Annotated in this window: 17 protein-coding genes and 1 tRNA gene; 9 read left to right on the top strand and 9 right to left on the bottom strand. The window is 63.3% G+C overall.

The features are described from left to right. The first annotated feature begins 35 nt into the window (after positions 1-35). Entirely contained in the window at positions 36-797 is a 762-nt protein-coding gene (locus ACYU81_RS06530) for a Crp/Fnr family transcriptional regulator (protein ID WP_460986921.1), read from the top strand. Between the two features lie 51 nt (positions 798-848). Here ACYU81_RS06530 and ACYU81_RS06525 read toward each other — a convergent pair whose 3' ends face one another. Both ACYU81_RS06525 and ACYU81_RS06520 read right to left on the bottom strand, forming a co-directional pair. Beyond that, complete coding sequence (locus ACYU81_RS06525; RefSeq protein WP_460986920.1) at positions 849-1,790, bottom strand: GGDEF domain-containing protein; 942 nt, start codon at positions 1,788-1,790, stop codon at positions 849-851. A gap of 151 nt (positions 1,791-1,941) precedes the next feature. Further along, positions 1,942-2,016 (bottom strand) — tRNA-Thr (locus ACYU81_RS06520). A gap of 86 nt (positions 2,017-2,102) precedes the next feature. Between ACYU81_RS06520 and ACYU81_RS06515 the strand changes: the two genes are divergently transcribed. Next, positions 2,103-2,273, top strand: coding sequence for a hypothetical protein (locus tag ACYU81_RS06515; protein WP_449474368.1), 171 nt, complete (start codon positions 2,103-2,105; stop codon positions 2,271-2,273). A gap of 13 nt (positions 2,274-2,286) precedes the next feature. On the opposite strand, the gene ACYU81_RS06510 is transcribed toward ACYU81_RS06515, so the two are convergent. Continuing rightward, the gene (locus ACYU81_RS06510) at positions 2,287-4,068 is read right to left on the bottom strand and encodes an aminopeptidase P family protein (RefSeq protein ID WP_460986919.1); all 1,782 of its coding nucleotides are present in this window, start codon (positions 4,066-4,068) and stop codon (positions 2,287-2,289) included. A 106-nt stretch (positions 4,069-4,174) separates the two neighbouring features. Between ACYU81_RS06510 and ACYU81_RS06505 the strand changes: the two genes are divergently transcribed. The 3 genes from ACYU81_RS06505 to ACYU81_RS06495 all read left to right on the top strand — a co-directional run bounded on the left by ACYU81_RS06505 (position 4,175) and on the right by ACYU81_RS06495 (position 7,423). Further along, complete coding sequence (locus ACYU81_RS06505) at positions 4,175-6,235, top strand: S9 family peptidase (RefSeq protein ID WP_460986918.1); 2,061 nt, start codon at positions 4,175-4,177, stop codon at positions 6,233-6,235. An 82-nt stretch (positions 6,236-6,317) separates the two neighbouring features. Beyond that, positions 6,318-6,716, top strand: a complete 399-nt coding sequence (locus ACYU81_RS06500; protein WP_460986917.1) for an acyl-CoA thioesterase — start codon at positions 6,318-6,320, stop codon at positions 6,714-6,716. 89 nt (positions 6,717-6,805) lie between these two features. Continuing rightward, positions 6,806-7,423, top strand: coding sequence for a hypothetical protein (locus ACYU81_RS06495; protein ID WP_460986916.1), 618 nt, complete (start codon positions 6,806-6,808; stop codon positions 7,421-7,423). Positions 7,424-7,475: 52 nt separating this feature from the next. Here the strand turns inward: ACYU81_RS06495 and ACYU81_RS06490 are convergent, their stop codons facing one another. From ACYU81_RS06490 to ACYU81_RS06465, 6 genes are all read right to left on the bottom strand, one after another. Then, the gene (locus ACYU81_RS06490; RefSeq protein WP_460986915.1) at positions 7,476-7,760 is read right to left on the bottom strand and encodes a hypothetical protein; all 285 of its coding nucleotides are present in this window, start codon (positions 7,758-7,760) and stop codon (positions 7,476-7,478) included. 2 nt (positions 7,761-7,762) lie between these two features. Further along, on the bottom strand, positions 7,763-9,622 hold the full coding sequence (locus tag ACYU81_RS06485; protein WP_460986914.1) for an ABCB family ABC transporter ATP-binding protein/permease: 1,860 nt from the start codon (positions 9,620-9,622) through the stop codon (positions 7,763-7,765). Between the two features lie 174 nt (positions 9,623-9,796). Further along, positions 9,797-10,636 (bottom strand): 2,3,4,5-tetrahydropyridine-2,6-dicarboxylate N-succinyltransferase, encoded by an 840-nt coding sequence (dapD, locus tag ACYU81_RS06480; RefSeq protein ID WP_460986913.1) that lies wholly within the window; start codon positions 10,634-10,636, stop codon positions 9,797-9,799. Then, complete coding sequence (locus ACYU81_RS06475) at positions 10,633-11,304, bottom strand: pyrimidine 5'-nucleotidase (RefSeq protein ID WP_460986912.1); 672 nt, start codon at positions 11,302-11,304, stop codon at positions 10,633-10,635. Before ACYU81_RS06475 ends, dapD begins: the two co-directional genes overlap by 4 nt. A gap of 212 nt (positions 11,305-11,516) precedes the next feature. Then, positions 11,517-12,392: an LOG family protein gene (locus ACYU81_RS06470; protein WP_460986911.1), complete on the bottom strand. Its 876-nt coding sequence runs from the start codon at positions 12,390-12,392 to the stop codon at positions 11,517-11,519. 19 nt (positions 12,393-12,411) lie between these two features. Next, positions 12,412-13,107 carry an extensin family protein gene (locus ACYU81_RS06465; protein ID WP_460986910.1) on the bottom strand — a complete coding sequence of 232 codons (696 nt, stop codon included), beginning with the start codon at positions 13,105-13,107 and terminating at the stop codon, positions 12,412-12,414. A 175-nt stretch (positions 13,108-13,282) separates the two neighbouring features. Between ACYU81_RS06465 and ACYU81_RS06460 the strand changes: the two genes are divergently transcribed. From ACYU81_RS06460 to ACYU81_RS06445, 4 genes are all read left to right on the top strand, one after another. After that, entirely contained in the window at positions 13,283-14,446 is a 1,164-nt protein-coding gene (locus tag ACYU81_RS06460; RefSeq protein WP_460986909.1) for a phosphoserine transaminase, read from the top strand. Positions 14,447-14,570: 124 nt separating this feature from the next. Beyond that, a complete protein-coding gene (gene serA, locus ACYU81_RS06455; RefSeq protein ID WP_460986908.1) occupies positions 14,571-16,151 on the top strand; it encodes a phosphoglycerate dehydrogenase in 1,581 nt (526 codons plus the stop codon). Between the two features lie 92 nt (positions 16,152-16,243). Continuing rightward, a complete protein-coding gene (locus tag ACYU81_RS06450) occupies positions 16,244-16,588 on the top strand; it encodes an endonuclease domain-containing protein (RefSeq protein ID WP_460986907.1) in 345 nt (114 codons plus the stop codon). A 1-nt stretch (position 16,589) separates the two neighbouring features. Then, positions 16,590-17,717 carry an ATP phosphoribosyltransferase regulatory subunit gene (locus ACYU81_RS06445; RefSeq protein ID WP_460986906.1) on the top strand — a complete coding sequence of 376 codons (1,128 nt, stop codon included), beginning with the start codon at positions 16,590-16,592 and terminating at the stop codon, positions 17,715-17,717. The last annotated feature ends 27 nt before the right edge of the window (positions 17,718-17,744 follow it).

Raw genomic sequence — 17,744 nt, 5'->3', positions numbered from 1 at the left:
GCTAGAGCGGCCGGAACGATCCGATCCGAGGTTCCGTGCGCGCAATTTTCGATGACTCTTCCCCGCCAGCTTTTTCGACGGCCCGATTGGCTGAATTTCGGTCGCCAAGCCCGGCGGAACTCGAAATTTTCTCCAGCCTCGCAGGCCCGGTTCAGCAGATCGCGCGCAACCGGACGATACGGCGGGAAGGGGATACCCCCCAGTCAATCTATATGCTGCTGGAAGGCTGGGCGATCAGCAGCATGACGCTGGCCGATGGCGGGCGGCAGATATTGAAGGTGCATTTGCCCGGCGACATTCTGGGCACGCCCAGCATGGCGCTCGACCGGGCGGCGGAGACTTTGACGGCGCTCACGCCCGTCAAGCTGCGCACGATCAGCCTGTCGGCCTTTGGCGGCCTTTTCACCCGCGCGCCGCACATGGCGGCCCTCATGTTCCTCAGCGTGCAGCAGGAACGCGTCATGCTGATGGACCGGCTATGCTCGATCGGCCGCACTTCGGCCGAATCCCGCCTCGCCGACTTTCTGGTTCACCTGCATGGCCGCCTGAACGTGGTTCAGCCGGGCACCGGGCCGCGCTTCGAACATCCGCTGACGCAGGAACAGATTGGCGACGTCATCGGCCTTACCGCCGTCCATGTGAACCGCGTCTTCCGCACGCTGGAGGACAAGGGACTCATCCTGCGGGACGGCCACATGATCGAACTGCTCGACATTCCGGCCCTGCGCAAACTCAGCGGCGTACCGCCCCGTACACTCGCGCGGGATTTGAGTTGGCTGCCAAAGCCGCTGCCATGACCTGTGTCTGCCATGCTCCAGGAAAAGCCGGGAACGCGGCAGGACCGCCCGTCATCCCATCAGGATCATGTTCCGCCCCTGCGCCTTGGCCCGGTATAGCGCTGCGTCGGCATCGTTGAGCGCGCCTGCCCAATCCGCACCTTCGTTGACCAGCGCGACGCCCGCCGAAAAGGTGATGGCGCCCATCGGCTCATCGGTGTCACGCAGCCTGAAAGCCCGTTGGCCGAGGTCGCGCCGGGCCGTGTCCAGCAACTCCACGGCCTGTTCTGGCGCCAATCCCTTCATTACCACCAGAAATTCCTCGCCGCCCCAGCGGCCCACCAGTTGGCCACCACAGCTTTCGACCAGGGAAGTTGCGACCATCTTCAGCACCCGGTCGCCGACCGAGTGGCCATATTGGTCGTTGACGCGCTTGAAATGATCGACGTCGCAGATCGCGACGGCGAAGGAGCGTTTCGCGCTTTTCAGCTGGTCCATCGCCGTTTCCAGCGCCCGCCGATTAAACAGACCGGTCAACGCATCAAGGTTCGCGTCATGGCGCGCGGTGTCGAGTTCCTGCCTTAGGACCTCCACCTCCCTTGCTGCTGCGGCGAGATCCTGCTCGGCCCGCAAGGAACGTTCGATCATGTCGGAAATGACAAGGCCCACGCCAGCGACGTCCTTGTCCGCCAGCTTTTCATAACCGATGTTGAGGTCCCGGTTGAAATCTCCGGTCCGTTCCGCCGCGCTGTTGGCGACTTCGGCCAGCCGCAGGAGTTGATGCCGGGTCTGGTTTCTCAGGGCGTCGGCGTTATGGGCTGTACCTTGACCGCCAAAGCTGCCGAGACAGCGCACGAAGATGTCGTCCGCCTGCTGCTGACTCATCCTGATGCCGCCATCCGTGGCATCGTTGACGGCTTTCGACAGCGGCTCGTTCGTGCCGCTTTTCAGCACGTAGCCCATTGCATAATTTTGCGGCGTAGGCGCGAGGCTTTGACGTTGAAGAAACGTCAAGACCTCGTGCGCAACGGCTTGTTGCTCGCGCACCTAAAATTCCCCCCGGATTTCCCGATTCCCCGCAGGCGAAATAATATGGATTAAATTACGTAACAATAATCAAAAATAGGAAAATAGGCGAGCATGACTGCTCCAGCCTGTCGGGAAATGGTGCTGCCGGCGAGGATTGAACTCGCGACCTCAGCCTTACCAAGGATGCGCTCTACCACTGAGCTACGGCAGCACTTTCACCATCCCGCAAACCCTTTCGGGCTGCGGAGCCGGGCCTATGGCCGCGCGCGTCCTGCTTGTCAAGGCGGGTTGCGGCCGATGCCCCAATTTGCTTATGGCGCGGCGATGACCAGTGGACAGGACGATCGCAAGGCACGGCTGGCGCAGGCGCTGCGCGACAATTTGCGCCGCCGCAAGGCGCAGGCGCGGGAGGAGGCTGGTCGCGCCACGCCGTCGCCAGCCAACCAGAAAGATCAGGCCGACGAATAAGGGTGCGACGCCGTCACAAGGGCGCGCAGGCCTGTTTCAACCATTCCAGCGCGTCACCATCCAGCTGCGGCCCGACAATCTCGACCACCTTGGCATGATAGGCATCAACCCACGCCCGTTCGTCCGCCGTCAGTAATTCCACCGCGATGGCATTGCGATCGATCGGCGCGAAGGTCAGCGTTTCAAAGCCCAGCATATCCCGCTCGGCTCCGGGCACACCGCGCCCTTCGACCAGCACCAGATTTTCGATGCGGATGCCATATTCGCTCGTCTTGTAATAGCCCGGCTCGTTGGACAGGATCATGCCCGGTTGCAGCGGTTCGTCGCCACCTCCGGCTGTGGCGATGCGCTGCGGCCCTTCATGCACCGATAGAAAGCTGCCGACGCCATGCCCCGTGCCATGGGCATAGTCGAGCCCTTCCGCCCAAAGAAACTGGCGCGCCAGAACATCCAGCTGGCTCCCGCGCGTCCCCGCCGGAAACAGCGCCCGGCCAAGCGCGATATGCCCCTTCAGCACCAGCGTGAAGCGCCGCTTCATCTCTTCCGTCGGCGTGCCGATCGCGATCGTCCGCGTCACATCGGTGGTGCCGTCGCGATACTGGCCGCCCGAATCGACCAGATAGAAGGACCCCGGCTCGATCGACCGATTGGTCTTTTCCTCGACCCGGTAATGCACCACCGCGCCATTGGGACCGGCACCGCTGATCGTGTCGAAGGACAGATCCTCCAGCAGCCCGGTCTCCTTGCGGAACGCCTCCAGTCGGCCGGCGGCCGTCAACTCATCTACGCCACCCTTGGGCGTTTCGACGGCAATCCAGTGCAGGAAACGCGACAGGGCAGCTCCGTCGCGTGCCTGCGCCGCCTTATGCCCGGCGATCTCCACCGGGTTCTTGATCGCCTTGGGCAGCACGGCCGGATCGCGGAGCGACAATATCGTTGCCCCGCCCGCGTCCAGCGCTTCGAAGATCGCCGCCACCGCCCGCTCGGGGTCCGCTGCCACCGTCTTGCCTGCAAACCCTCCCAGCGCCCCCGCAAAGTCCGCGCGCGGATGCACCCGCACTGCATTGCCCAGATGCTGCACGACCACTTCGTCAATCTTTTCGGGCGCGACATAGAGGTCCGCCGTCGCATCGGCATGCACGATGGCATAGGCCAGCGCGACAGGCGTGCGGGACACATCCTTGCCCCGGATGTTGAAGGTCCAGGCGATGGAATCCAGCGCCGACAGCACCACCGCGTCCGCCTTCTTCGCCGTCAGCCAGTCGGCCATTGCCTGCCGCTTGTCCGCGGCGCTCTGCCCGGCATAGCGATCCTCATGGATCACCAGCCGCGCATCGCTGGGGGCAGGGCGGTCGGGCCAGACGGCATCCACCGGATTGGTTTCCACCGCCACCAGCTCCGTCCCGCGTTCTGCCAGCGTTTCGCCCGCCGCCTTCACCCATGCGCGGGTGTGCAGCCAGGGATCATAGCCGATGCGCCCGCCCTCGGGAGCATGAACGCCCAGCCATGCTGCGACGGAGGTCTGCGGCACGCTTTCATATTGCCAGTGCGCGGCATCGACCTGCTCGCGCACTTGCAAGGTATAGCGGCCATCGACGAAAATCGTCGCTTCTTGCCGAAGCACCACCGCGCTCCCCGCTGACCCCTGAAAGCCCGTCAGCCAGGCGAGGCGCTGCGCATATTCGCCGACATATTCGCTCATATGCTCATCGGTCAGCGGCACGACAAAACCGTCCAGCCGCTCGCGCACCAGCTGTTCGCGCAGGGCTTTCAGACGGTCTTCATAGGTCGACATCGCATTTCCTTGATCGAGAACCCTTGCGCAGGGCAGGCTGCCGCCAACATAAGCAGGCCCAGCCGCTTATGCCAGCGCGCCTCCTATACGAGAATCAGGATACTGAATGACCGCCGACAGCACGCCTCCTTCCGCCGCCCGCCGCCCGCACAGCTTCGCCCGCCACGGCATCACAGTGGAAGATCCCTGGGCATGGCTGCGCGATCCGGGTTATCCGGACGTGAAGGACAAGGATGTCCTGTCCTATCTTGAGGCGGAAAACGCCTTTTTCGAAAAGGCGATGGAGCCGCACAAGCGGCTGACCGACGCGCTCTTTGCGGAGATGAAGGGCCGCATCAAGGAAGATGACAGCTCCGTTCCGCAAAAAGACGGCGACTATGTCTATTGGCGGGCGTTCGAAACCGGCGCGCAATATCGCAAATGGTATCGCCGCCCGGTCGCTGGCGGCGATGACCAACTGATCCTGGATGAGCCGTCACTGGCGGAAGGCCATGAATATTTCCGCCTCGGCGCGCTGTCGGTTAGCCCGGACGGCCGCTACCTCGCCTACGCCATCGACAATAATGGGTCGGAACGGTTCGAGGCGCGGATCAAGGACCTGTTCACCGGCGAAATCCTGCCCGAAGTCATCCCCGATACGCTCTCATCCCTTGTCTGGACCAGTGACAGCAAGGGCCTCCTCTACGGCATTGCCAACGACCAATGGCGCACTGACAATGCGCGGCTCCACTGGCTGGGCCAGCCGGTGGATAGCGATGTCGAGCTTTTCCATGAGGATGATGAGGGCTTCCGCGTGTCGGTCGGCCTCACCTCCTCGGAAAAATGGATCGTCATCGCCACAGGCGACCATGTCACCACCGAAAGCTGGTTGCTGCCCGCCGACAATCCCTTGGCTCAGCCGCTGCTCGTTTCCGCGCGCAAGCCCGGCCGCGAATATGATGTCGATGAGCATGAGGACACGCTCTACATCCGCACCAACGACACCCATCCCAACTTCCGGCTGGTAAAAGCCTCGCTGAATGCTCCGGATAACTGGTCGGAAGTGATCGCCGCCGATCCGCATTTCTACCTGACCGATTTCACCCTGTTCAAAAACTTCTACGTCACCGAAGGGCGGCAGGACGGGCTCGACCAGATCGAACTGCGCGATTACGCGACCCACTCGGCCAAGCGGCTTTCCTTCCCGGAGGCGAGCTATTCCGCCTCGCTCGACGACAATCCCGAATATGACGTGACGAAGCTGCGCATCGGCTATGAATCCATGGTCACGCCGGACACCATCTATGACTACCACCTCGCCACCGGCGAGATGGAGGTTCTGAAGGTCCAGGAAATCCCCTCGGGCTACGACGCGACCCGCTACGCAACCGAACGGCTGACCATCCCCGCGCGTGACGGCACGCCGATCCCGGTCTCCATCGTCTATCCCAAGGACCACCCCCGCGACGGCAGCGCGCCGCTCCACCTCTATGGCTACGGCGCGTATGGCATCGCGATGGAACCGGGTTTTTCAACCAGCCGCCTGTCGCTGCTCGACCGGGGCTTTGTGTTCGCTCTCGCCCATATCCGGGGCGGCGATGACCTTGGCCAGCAATGGTATCTGGACGGAAAGCTCGACAAGCGCACCAACACCTTCAATGACTTCGTCGATGTGGCGAAGGGACTGATCGAGCACGGCTACACGTCAAAGGGCCGGATCAGCATTTCCGGCGGCTCGGCGGGCGGCGAGTTGATGGGGGCGGTGATCAATTCCGATCCCGACCTCTGGGGCGCCGTCGTCGCACATGTCCCCTTCGTCGATGTCCTCAACACCATGCTCGATGAAAGCCTGCCGCTGACGCCCGGCGAATGGCCCGAATGGGGCAACCCTATCGAGGACAAGGCGGCGTTCGAGACGATCCTGTCCTACGACCCCTACAATAATGTGAGGGCGCAATCCTATCCGCCGCTGATGGTTACAGCCGGTCTCAACGACCCCCGCGTCACCTATTGGGAACCGGCCAAGTGGGTGGCGAAGCTGCGCGCGACCAAAACCGACCAGAATGTTCTGCTGCTCAAAACCAACATGGGCGCGGGCCATGGCGGTAAATCCGGCCGCTTCGAAAGCCTTCAGGAAACCGCCGAGGAATTTGCCTTCATCCTCTGGCAGCTTGGCGTATCTCAATAGCCAATAATCTCTCCCCTCCCTTTTAAGGGAGGGGTCGGGGGAGGGTGCGAGCGCAGCGAGCCAGCAACGGAGCATCAATATAATGTCCTCCACCTACACCGCCCAGATCACCGCAGGCCCGGAGCATATCGACATGCTCGGCCATGTGAACAACGCGGTCTGGGTGCAGTGGATGGAACAGGTCGCGACCGAACATTGGACGCGCGATGCCGCGCCGGAACATCTCGACGCCTATCTCTGGGTCGTGACGCGGCACGAGATCGACTATCGCGGCAATGTATCGGAGGGGGAGACGGTCACCGCCCGCACCTGGATAGCGGAAGCGCCGCGTGGCGCGCGCTTCGACCGGCACATGGAGTTCATCGGCCCGGACGGCAAGGTCAAGGTCAGCGCCACATCCACCTGGGCGATCATCGACAAGGACAGCGGCCGCATCCTGCGCGTGCCGGCCGAAGTCGCCGCCCCTTTTCTGCCAGACTGACGGCAGCCCGTCTCTCTCCAGCAACCGCGCATCCGGAACCCGGTTCATTCCGGCACGTTACCCGGCTCTCAACAGTCTCAGGAGAGAATATGCGTAAATCCGGCTACTCCCTACGCGCTCTTGCCGCCGCTTCGGCGCTTTTCCTCGCGAGCGGTCCCGCGCTCGCAGGCGACGAAGAACAGGCGCTCACGGCCATCGCGCAGGCGCAGGGCAAGATCGACGCCGCCGCCAAGCTGCAGGCAGGCCAGTTCGATCCGGCCGTTCTCGCCAAAGCTCAGACCTCGCTTCGCCTCGCCCAAGAACGGCTGAAGAGCGGCAAGGAACAGGACGCCATCAAGGCCGCCGTCGAGGCGCAGGGCTTTGCCGACACCGCCATCGGCCAGAGCCAGGTGAGCGTCAAGACCGATGCAGAGGTTCAGGCCTCCACCGCCGCCGCCGCGCAGCAGGACGCTGCCGCCGCCAATGCGCGCGCCGAGGCCGCAGAACGGGCGACTGCTTCCGCTGCTGCTGACGCAAGGGCCGCGCGCGCCGCCGCTGCGACCGCCCCGGCCGCCACCACCGTTACTACCGAAACCGTGAAAAGCGCGCCTGTGACAACCGTCCGCAAGGCCGCGCCGGTCAAGCGCAAGATCGTCCGCAAGACGACTTCCGCGCCCGCGCGTGCCACGGTTGTCGAAAAGACGACAACGACCGTCACCAACCGTTGATAGCTGGAAGGCAAGCGGCCTCGCGTTCCGAACCGGGGCCGCTTGCCTAGCCTTAGGAAAAGATGCCCACGGCACCTTCCGCCCATAGCAACATGGCCAGGATGAAGATGGCACCGGCCCATAACAACCGCCGCCGGCGCCCGGTAATTAGCCGCGCACCGAACTGATAGATCAGCACGGCGCTGACCAGCAGCATGCCCGCCGCAAGAAAGTCATGGCCGGTCCAACGCACCTCATCGGTAAATTGCATTGCGACCAGCGGCACCATCAAGATGATCGCGATCGCCGCCCATGGCGCCAGTCGCCAGCCGCGCCCGGCGTCCGTCATCTGCCGCATTCTCAACCCATCCTCATCGAGGCTTCCCTGACAGCGATGCCGTCATCGATCACCGGCTCTGAGGGCATCTCCTCTCGCTCTGTCGCCTGGCGCGTCCACATCGCGGCATAGAGGCCGTCGGCCCGCACCAGATCAGCATGGCGTCCGCGTTCCACGATCCGTCCCTGATCCAGCACGATGATCTCATCTGCGTCCACCACCGTCGACAGGCGATGCGCCACGACCAACGTCGTTCGCTTGCGGGAAATATTGCGCAACACGTCCTGGATTTCCGTCTCCGTCCGGCTGTCGAGCGCGCTTGTCGCCTCGTCCAGCACCAGAACGGGCGGGTCCTTCAGCAGCGTGCGGGCAATCGCCACGCGCTGCTTCTCGCCACCGGACAGCTTCAGCCCGCGCTCGCCCACCCGCGTGTCATAGCCCTGCGGCAGCCGCATGATGAAATCATGGATCGAGGCCGCCTTGGCCGCTGCCTCGATTTCCGCCTGCGTCGCGCCTGCCCGGCCATAGCCGATATTATAGCCGACCGTGTCGTTGAACAGCACCATGTCCTGCGGCACGATGCCGATCGCCGCGCGCAGGGATGCCTGCGTAACCTGCGCAATGTCCTGTCCGTCGATCAGGATGCGGCCACCCTGAATGTCGTAGAAACGGAACAGCGTACGCGCGATGGTGGACTTGCCCGCACCCGAAGGCCCGACGATCGCCAATGTCCGTCCGGCTGGCACGGCAAAGCTCACATCATGCAATATCTCGCGATCGGGATCATAGCCGAAGCGCACATGATCGAAGCGTACTTCGCCCGCGTGGACGTGCAGCGCTGGGGCGTTAGGCGCATCGGCAATTTCCGCCTCCGTATCGATCAGCTTGTACATCGCCTCCATGTCGATCACGCCCTGCCGGATCGTCCGGTAAACCATGCCCAGCAGATCGAGCGGCCTGAATAGTTGGCTAAGTAATGTGTTAACCAGCACCACGTCGCCGGTGGTGAAGCTGCCCTTGCTCCATCCCCACACTGTATAACCCATCGCGCCCGCCATCATCAGGTTGGTGATCAGCGATTGGCCGATATTCAGCCAGGCAAGGCTGTTTTCCGATTTGACGGCGGCATCGGCATAACGCCGCATCGCCCTGGAATAGCGCGCCGCCTCACGACTTTCCGCGCCGAAATATTTGACCGTCTCGAAATTCAGCAGGCTGTCCACCGCATGGGCGACCGCGTTGGTATCCATGTCCACCATGTCGCGGCGCAACTGATTGCGCCATTCGGTGATGGTGCGGGTAAACCAGATGTAGAGGCCAACCATCGCCAATGTCGCGACGACGAGGCCCGGCCCGAACTTGACGAAGAAGATGACGCAGACCGCTGCCAGTTCCAGCACCGTCGGCGCAATGTTGAACAGCAGGAAATACAGCATCGTGTCGATGCTCTTGGTCCCGCGCTCCACGATCTTGGTGACTGCGCCCGTGCGCCGATCAAGGTGAAAGCGCAGCGACAGCCGGTGCAGATGCTCGAACACATCATCGGACAGCCGCCGCCCGGCCTCCTGCCCAACCCGCTCGAACACGGCGTTGCGCAGATTGTCGAACAGCACGCTCCCAAACCGCGCGCCCGCATAGGCGACGACCAGGGCGACGGCGAGCGCTACGCCCGGTTCCAGACCCGGCGCCATGCGGTCGATCGCGGCCTTGTAGGCGAAGGGCATGGCCAGGCTGATGACCTTGGCGCATACCACCAGCAGCATGGCAATGGACACGCGCCGCCGCAGCGCCGGGGCGTCGGAAGGCCAGAGATAAGGAAGAAACCGCCGCAGCGTGGTCCAGACGGGCGGAAGGGGGGTGTTGTCAGGTGTGGATGGCGGCATCGGGGGAATGTAGGCGACCGGCGCCCATCTTATAAGCCCCTCCCTTCAGGGAGGGGGAAGGGGTGGGTGCGGGCGCAGCGAGCCGGCGCCCTATCCAAGAGGGCGGCACGATTGCTGGCGCAATCGCGGCCCACCCCCCGGCCCCTCCCGCCTGCGGGAGGGGAGTAGTGTCGCTTAATCCCGCAACAACTCATTGATCCCGGTCTTCGACCGCGTCTGCGCATCCACGCGCTTCACGATCACCGCGCAATAAAGGCTCGGCCCTGGCGTGCCGTCAGGCAGCGGCTTACCCGGCAAGGACCCCGGCACGACCACCGAATAGGGCGGCACTTCACCGATGAACACTTCGCCGGTCGAGCGGTCCACGATCTTGGTCGACATGCCGATGAACACGCCCATCGACAGCACCGAACCCTTGCCGATGCGCACGCCTTCCACGACTTCCGACCGCGCGCCGATGAAGCAGTCATCCTCGATGATCACCGGATCGGCCTGCAACGGCTCCAGCACGCCGCCAATGCCAACGCCGCCCGACAGGTGGACATTCTTGCCGATCTGCGCGCAGCTGCCCACCGTCACCCAGGTGTCGACCATCGTGCCTTCATCGACAAATGCGCCGATATTGACGAAGCTCGGCATCAGGATGACATTCTTCGCGATATGCGAACCCGCACGGGCGAAACTGCCCGGCACCGCACGGAAACCGGCGGCGCGAAACGCCCCTTCGTCCCAGCCCGCAAACTTGCTCGGCACCTTGTCCCACCAATGGCCAGCGCCCGGACCATTGTCGATCATGACATTGTCGTTGAGGCGGAAGGACAGAAGAACCGCCTTCTTCGCCCACTGATTAACCTGCCAGCCCTCCGCCGTGGGTTCAGCAACGCGCAGTTCGCCCTTGTCCAGCAGCGCCAGCGCCTTGTCGACCGCCTGACGGACTTCGCCCTGCGTCGTCAGGCTGACATTGGCCCGGTCCTCCCAGGCGGCGTCGATGGTGGCGATCAGATCTTGGCTCATGGTCTTGTCCCCAGAATGTCGGCCAAAAATGGCGTTAGATGGTCGGTTTCGAAATCGATAAAGTCCGGATGATGCTCGTGATTGCCCGCTTCGGAGCCATTATTCACCCAGATGGTGGACATGCCGATCGCCTTGGCAGGGCGCAGGTTGCGGGCCATATCCTCGAAGAAAGCGGCGCGGGTAGGATCGACGCCATGGACACGGCACAGCTCGGCATAGCCCGACGGATCGGGCTTCGGAATATATTGGCAGGCATGGATGTCGTGGATCAGCTCGAATGTCTGCCCAAGACCCAGCTTGTCCAGCACACGTTGCGCATAATCCGCATCGCCATTGGTGAAGATCAGGCGGCGGCCGGGCAGGGAGGTGATATGCGCATTCAGCGCCTCATCTACCTCTAGCCGATCCATGGAAATATCATGCACATAGTCCAGGAAAGCGCGCGGCTCGATGCCATGATGATGCATCAGCCCCGACAGCGTCGTGCCATGCTCGATGAAGTAGCGCTTCTGCGTGGCCTTCGCGACGTCCGGGTCACAGCCCAGCAGCCCCTGGATGAACTCGCCCATCTTCACGTCGATCAGCGCAAACAGGTCCGCCTTCGCCGGGTACAGCGTATTGTCCAGATCGAAGATCCAGCAATCGACATGATCAAGCTCGGCACGCATGGCCGCGCCCTAGTCTTCACAACCCCAAGAGGCAACATCTAACCCTTCTCCCCCACGGGGAGAAGGATACGAAGCCTTGGCCCGAAAGGCCTTAGGCGAAGTTGGATGAGGGGGAAGGGGCTAGGCGTCATCTCTCGCCCCCTCTCCAGCTCCGACTAGGCGCGTCGCACCAAGTCTCCACATCCTCTCCCCTAAAGGAGAGAGGACAAGCATCAGCACCCCGGCCCTTCACTATCCTGATAAAAAGTCTGCACAGCCTCCCACGCATCCTCGGCCGTCTCGACCCAGGTCAGCAAATTCAGGTCCGAAGGCGAAATCACCCCCTCATCCGCCAGCGCTTCGAAATCCACGACCCGTGTCCAAAACTCCCGCCCGAACAGCAATATCGGGATGGGCTTCATCTTCCCGGTCTGGATCAACGTCAGCAGTTCAAACATTTCGTCAAAAGTACCGAACCCGCCCGGAAACACAGCCAATGCCCGCGCCCGCAACAGGAAATGCATCTTCCTGAGCGCGAAATAGTGGAATTGGAAGCTCAGCTCCGGCGTCACGAAACGATTGGGCGCCTGCTCATGCGGCAGCACGATGTTCATCCCGATCGTCTGCGCGCCCACATCCGCCGCGCCGCGATTGGCCGCTTCCATGATCGAAGGGCCGCCGCCCGAACACACCACGAAGTGGCGGCATCCCGCCTCATTCACCGGATATTGCGCCGCCATCCCCGCTAGCTTGCGCGCTTCTTCATAATAGCGCGCCTTCTTCCCCAGATTCTCCGCGATCCGCCGCTGGTCGGGCGTCGTGGCGGCGTCGATCCGCGCCTGCACTTGGCTTGGCTCCGGGATGCGAGCCGATCCATAAAAGACGAAAGTGGATTCGATCCTCGCTTCGTCCATCAACAGTTGCGGCTTCAACAGTTCCAATTGAAACCGCACCGGCCGCAAATCCTCGCGCAGCAGGAACTCCGTATCCTGAAAAGCCAGGCGGTAGGCGGCGCTGGTGGTTTGCGGGGTGCCTACACTCTTCTGGGCATCGACGGCTTCTTGCCGGGCGGGACGGAATTTACGTTCTTCGATTTCTTTTCTTGTCATTCAACCCAACTTAGGAATCTCAGCGGCAAAAGCCACCTCTTCCTCCCATATCGAAATGAAAATGATCGCGGTGCGCGACATTATATTCGGGGCTCAGCACCGTGCGGAACCGCTTGCAGGCACTTGCCCGCACCACTTCCAGAAACTGCCGCGTCTGCCGGTCGCCATTCCATCCCTGCTCGATCGTGATCCGCCGCCCGTCCGACAGGACAAAGGCGGACACATCGACCGCATTGCTGTGCGCATGTTCGGACAGCTTGCCGCTGCCAGCGATCGGGCGGCAATTATAAGTGCCGAACGTCTCGATCTTCCCGATCTCCGCGCCCAGTATCAGCCGCGCGGCGGGCTGCACGCCATAGCGCGCCCAGGCGGCGAAGTTGGCGGCAAGCGCGCATGTCATCGCCCCCAAATTGGTCGCAGGCACGCCGATGTCGAGCAGCTTGACGCTGCCCATCGCCGAACAGCCGCCGCCGAAATTCTGGTCGGGCAGGGGCTGGAACAGCACCGATTGCGATTGCAGCTTCACCAGGCACTGGCGCAATTCCATAGGCGGCGGGGCAGCAGGGCGCGCGCGCTTCACCGGTTTGGACGGACGTTCGACCCGACCGCGCGGCACCAGATCGCCACCGCACGACGCCAACGCCACACATAGCGCCAGCAGGGTAGCCTGACCCGCGCGGCGCTTCACCGCTGTCCCCCAAACCCGCTCTTTCATGCCTATCCATTTACCATGCTCTGCGCGTTTGTGGGTTAACGAAGGCATCGGTTCACCGCATCCAGCCCGTCGGCTGGACTCATTGGCCGCTTGACTCTTCGCCCGCGATCTTTAGGGCGGCGATCGGGCCACGCGGTCCCAACGCCGCGCGAGCTCTCTGCAAGGAGAAGCGTACATGACTGATACGACTGCCGCCGACGCCACCATTGCGCCCGTCGCGGCCAAGCCCGCCACCAAGCCGGCACGCCCCTATTTCTCTTCCGGTCCCTGCGCCAAGCCTCCGGGCTGGAGCGCCGACAAGCTGAGCGCTGAATCCCTCGGCCGCTCGCACCGCGCCAAGATCGGCAAGACCCGCCTCGCTTATTGCATCGACCTGATGCGCGAGCTTCTTCAACTGCCCGACACGCACCGCATTGGCATCGTCCCTGGTTCCGACACCGGCGCCTTTGAAATGGCGATGTGGACCATGCTGGGCGCCCGCCCGGTGACGACGCTCGCTTGGGAAAGCTTCGGTGAAGGCTGGGTGACGGACGCCGCCAAGCAGCTGAAGCTCGATCCCACGATCATCCGCGCCGACTATGGTCAGCTGCCTGACCTGAACGGTGTGAACTTCGCCCATGACGTGCTGTTCACCTGGAACGGCACCACCTCCGGCGTGCGCGTGCCGAACGCTGACTGGATCCCCGCCGACCGCGAAGGCCTGACCTTCGCCGACGCCACCAGCGCGGTCTTCGCTTACGAGATCGACTGGACCAAGATCGACGTCGCCACCTTCTCCTGGCAGAAGGTGCTGGGCGGCGAGGGCGGCCATGGCGTGCTGATCCTCGGCCCCCGCGCCGTCGAGCGTCTGGAAAACCACACGCCCGGATGGCCGCTGCCGAAGGTCTTCCGCCTGATGGCGAAGGGCAAGCTGGCCGAAGGCATTTTCAAGGGTGAGACGATCAACACCCCCTCCATGCTGGCGGTCGAAGATGCGATCTTCGCGCTCGAATGGGGCAAGTCGCTCGGCGGCCTCAACGGCCTCATCGCGCGCAGCAACGCCAATGCGGCCGCGCTGAACAAGATCGTCGAGGAGCGCAGCTGGCTTGGCCATCTCGCCGCCGATCCGGCGACCCGCTCGACCACCAGTGTCTGCCTGACGGTCGAAGGCGCGGACGAAGCTCTGATCAAGAGCATGGCTGGCCTGCTCGAAAAGGAAGGCGCCGCCTATGACGTCGCGGGTTACCGCGACGCCCCGGCTGGCCTGCGCATCTGGTGCGGCGCGACGGTAGAGACCGCCGATATCGAAGCACTCGGCCCGTGGCTCGACTGGGCCTACGCGACCGCTAAGGCTGCCTAACAAACCTCTCCCATATACCCCGTCATCCTAGCGAAAGCTGGGATCTCAGGCCTCAAGGTACGACGTCACCGCCTGAGATCCTGACTTTCGTCAGGATGACGCATCGCAAGAAAGGCAATTCGCCATGCCCAAGGTACTCATTTCCGACAAGATGGACCCCCGCGCCGCCGCGATCTTCCGTGAACGTGGCCTAGAAGTCGACGTAATCACCGGCAAAACCCCGGAAGAGTTGAAGGCGATCATCGGCCAATATGACGGCCTCGCCATCCGCAGCTCGACCAAGGTGACCAAGGAAATCCTGGACGCCGCGCCCAACCTCAAGGTCATCGGCCGCGCAGGCATCGGCGTCGACAATGTCGATATCCCCGCCGCATCGGCCAAGGGCGTGGTCGTCATGAACACCCCGTTCGGCAACTCGATTACCACCGCCGAACATGCCATCGCCCTCATGTTCGCGCTCGCCCGCCAACTGCCCGAAGCCAACGCCCAGACGCAGCAGGGCTTGTGGCCCAAGAACGGCTTCATGGGCGTGGAAGTCACCGGCAAGACGCTGGGCCTGATCGGCGCGGGCAATATCGGCTCGATCGTCGCCAGCCGCGCGCTTGGTCTGAAGATGAAGGTCGTCGCCTTCGATCCCTTCCTCACCCCGGAACGCGCCGTCGAAATGGGCGTGGAAAAGGCTGACCTCGACACGCTGCTGGCGAAGGCTGACTTCATCACGCTGCACACGCCGCTGACCGACCAGACCCGCAATATCCTGAGCAAGGAAAATCTCGCCAAGACCAAGAAGGGCGTGCGCATCATCAACTGCGCGCGTGGTGGTCTGGTCGATGAAGCCGCGCTCAAGGAAGCGATGGATTCGGGCCATGTCGCTGGCGCCGCGCTCGACGTGTTCGTCCAGGAACCGGCGAAGGAATCGCCGCTGTTCGGCACCCCCAACTTCATCTGCACGCCGCACCTCGGCGCCTCGACCGACGAAGCGCAGGTCAATGTCGCGTTGCAGGTGGCCGAACAGCTCAGCGACTATCTGCTCGACGGCGGCATCACCAACGCCCTGAACGTGCCGAGCCTGTCCGCTGAAGAAGCCCCCAAGCTCAAGCCCTATATGGCGCTGGCCGAAGAACTGGGCAGCCTCGTCGGCCAGCTCGAAGGCGACCGCATCCAGGGCGTTTCGGTCGAGGTCGAAGGCCATGCTGCCGAACTCAACCAGAAGCCGATCACCGCAGCGGTCCTCGCAGGCCTGATGCGCGTCTATTCGGACACGGTGAACATGGTCAACGCGCCCTTCCTTGCGAAGGAACGCGGCCTCGACGTGCGCGAAGTGCGTCATGACCGCGAGGGTGACTACCAGACCCTCGTTCGCGTGACGGTAAAGACGGAAGGCGGCGACAAGTCGGTCGCTGGCACGCTGTTCGGCCACGGCAGCCCGCGCCTTGTGGAGCTGTTCGGCATCAAGGTCGAAGCCGACCTCGAAGGCCATATGCTCTACATCGTCAACCAGGACGCGCCCGGCTTCATCGGCCGTCTCGGCTCGACGCTGGGCGAAGCAGGCGTCAACATCGGCACCTTCCACCTCGGCCGCCGCAGCCAGGGCGGTGAAGCCGTGCTGCTGCTGTCGGTCGATGGCGCGGTCAATGACGATGTGCTGAAGGCTATCTGCAACCTCGCAGGCGTCAAGACGGTGAAGCTCCTCCGCTTCGCGTAACCCTGAAAAGCCCTCCCCCCTAGGGGGGAGGGTTTGGGAGAGGGGGAGCAACGGTGCGACTCGACCCAAAGCTCAAGGAGCGCGCGAGACAAATGCGCGCCAACCCCACGCCCGCCGAACAAAAGCTCTGGCTCGCCCTCCGCGCCAACCGCTTCGAAAATCAGCAATTCACCCGCCAGACGATCGTCGCGCCCTACATTGCGGATTTCGCCTCCAAAGCGGCAAAGCTCATCATAGAAATCGATGGGGATACACATTCGGCCAAAGATCGCTATGACGCACGGCGAACAGAATTTCTGGAATCGCTAGGATATCGCGTGCTTCGTTTCGGCAACCCGGATGTGATTGGCAATATTGAAGGCGTGCTGGGTGTGATTGCACAAGCGTTGCGCGCAGTCCCCCTCTCCCAACCCTCCCCCCGAGGGGGGAGGGCTTAAGATGAGCATTCCCCCCGGCCTCCTGCCCGAAGGACTGTCCGACCGCCTGCCGCCGCAGGCCGAAGCCTCCGCGCGCCTCGCGCGCCGCGTGCTCGATACGGTCGCGTCGCACGGTTATGAGCGGGTCATGCCGCCGCTCGCCGAATTTGAAGAAACACTGGTCAGCCGCCTCAAATCCATGCGTGCGCAGGATCTCGTCCGCGCCGTCGATCCAGTGTCGCAGCGCAGCCTCGCCCTTCGTCCCGACATGACCGCGCAGGTCGGCCGCATTGCGGCGACCCGTCTCGCCAGCGCGCCGCGCCCGCTACGCCTGTCCTATGGCGGCCCCGTGATCCGCCTGAAAGCCAACCAGCTCCGCCCCGAACGCGAACGGCTGCAAGTCGGCGCCGAACTCATCGGCAGCGACAGCGTCGCCGCCGCCGTCGAGATCGTGAATGTCGCAATCGAGGCGCTCCAGGCCGCCGGCGTCACCGGCATCACCATCGATTTCACGCTGCCCGACCTGATCGACAGCCTCGCCGCTGGACCGCTCCCGCTCGCTCCCGAAGACATCGAAGCCGTTCGCGCCGAACTCGACGCCAAGGATGCTGGCGCGCTCGCCGCGATCAGCCCGGCCGCCGCCGCCTATCTGCCCCTGATGGAGGCGACCGGCCCCTTCCACCCCGCGATGGAGAAGCTCGAAGCGCTAAATGCCCAGCTCGGCGGCGCAATCGACAGCCGAATCGCGGGCCTGCGCGCCGTCGCCAAGCCGATCGGCTGGGACATCACGCTGACCCTCGATCCCACCGAACGCCACGGCTTTGAATATCAGAACTGGTTCGGCTTCTCGATCTTCGCGGAAGGCTTCATCGGAGAGATTGGCCGGGGCGGCAGTTACGCCATTACCCGCGCGGACGGCTCGGAAGAACCGGCGATCGGTTTCTCGCTCTACCCCGATCCACTCATCGACGCGGGTTTCGGCGCGGAAACGCCTCAGCGGCTCTTCCTGCCCCTGCACCATGACGAAAGTCGCGCCGCGCAACTTCGCGGGCAGGGCTGGCAAACGGTCGCCGCCCTCACGGGTCAGGAAAATGGCGAAGCGTTGCGCTGCACCCATTGGCTGGATGGCGAAGCGACACGAGCTTACTGACTTGACGCGTAGGGGGCCGCGCGGCTA

The sequence above is a fragment of the Sphingobium sp. TomTYG75 genome (assembly GCF_054771635.1).
This window is presented reverse-complemented; position numbering and strand designations above follow the sequence as displayed.